This is a genomic window from Salinisphaera orenii subsp. halophila YIM 95161, assembly GCF_003732545.1.
Taxonomy (GTDB): Bacteria; Pseudomonadota; Gammaproteobacteria; order Nevskiales; family Salinisphaeraceae; genus Salinisphaera; species Salinisphaera orenii_A.
Genome location: NZ_AYKF01000036.1, coordinates 1 through 766, shown reverse-complemented (window position 1 = coordinate 766; position 766 = coordinate 1). Strand labels below are relative to the sequence as shown.

Sequence of the window (766 nt, the reverse complement as noted above, 5' to 3'; positions counted from 1 at the left end):
ACCGACCATCCCCCGCTATTGAGTAGCACGTCGATCTGGAGTCCAATCACCCAAAGCCTGGAGATTGGACATGAAGAAGCGCTATACCGAAGAGCAGATCATCGGTTTTTTGAAGGAGGCCGAGGCCGGTACGCCCGTTAAAGAGCTGTGCCGCCGGCACGGCTTTTCCGAGGCGAGCTATTACACCTGGCGGAATAAGTTCGGCGGCATGGACGTCTCGGATGCCAAGCGACTGAAAGCGCTTGAGGCCGAGAACAGTCGCTTGAAGCGGCTATTAGCCGAGTCGATGCTCGAAAACGAGGTCACGCGCGAGGCCTTGCGAAAAAAATGGTAACCGCAGCAGCCAAGCGCGAGCTGGTGCGGTTCATGGGTCAGCGCGGCTTGAGCGAACGACGTTCGCTGGCCGTGGTGGCGATGAGTGCTAGCGCATTCCGGTATCAGCCGACACCGGATCAGAACGAACGCTTGCGGGCTGAGATTCTACGTCTGGCACAGCGTTATCGACGCTATGGCGCGCCGATGATCTATCTCAAGCTCCGCCAGGCCGGCTGGGCCGTGAACCACAAGCGCGTCGAACGACTCTATGCCGAGCAAGGCCTGCAGGTTCGACGAAGACGCCGAAAGAAGGTGCCGATATCCGACCGGCAGCCATTGATACGTCCCGCTCGAGCGAACGAAGTCTGGTCGATGGATTTTGTGTTCGATCGGCTCGCCGATGGCCGTGCCATCAAGTGTTTGGGCATCGTCGACGACGCCACGCACGAGT

General features: G+C 59.1%; 1 pseudogene. It reads left to right on the top strand.

Annotated features, from left to right (window positions below):
- Positions 1–70 precede the first annotated feature (70 nt).
- Positions 71–766: pseudogene (locus SAHL_RS02950) on the top strand (transposase); the annotation flags it as partial.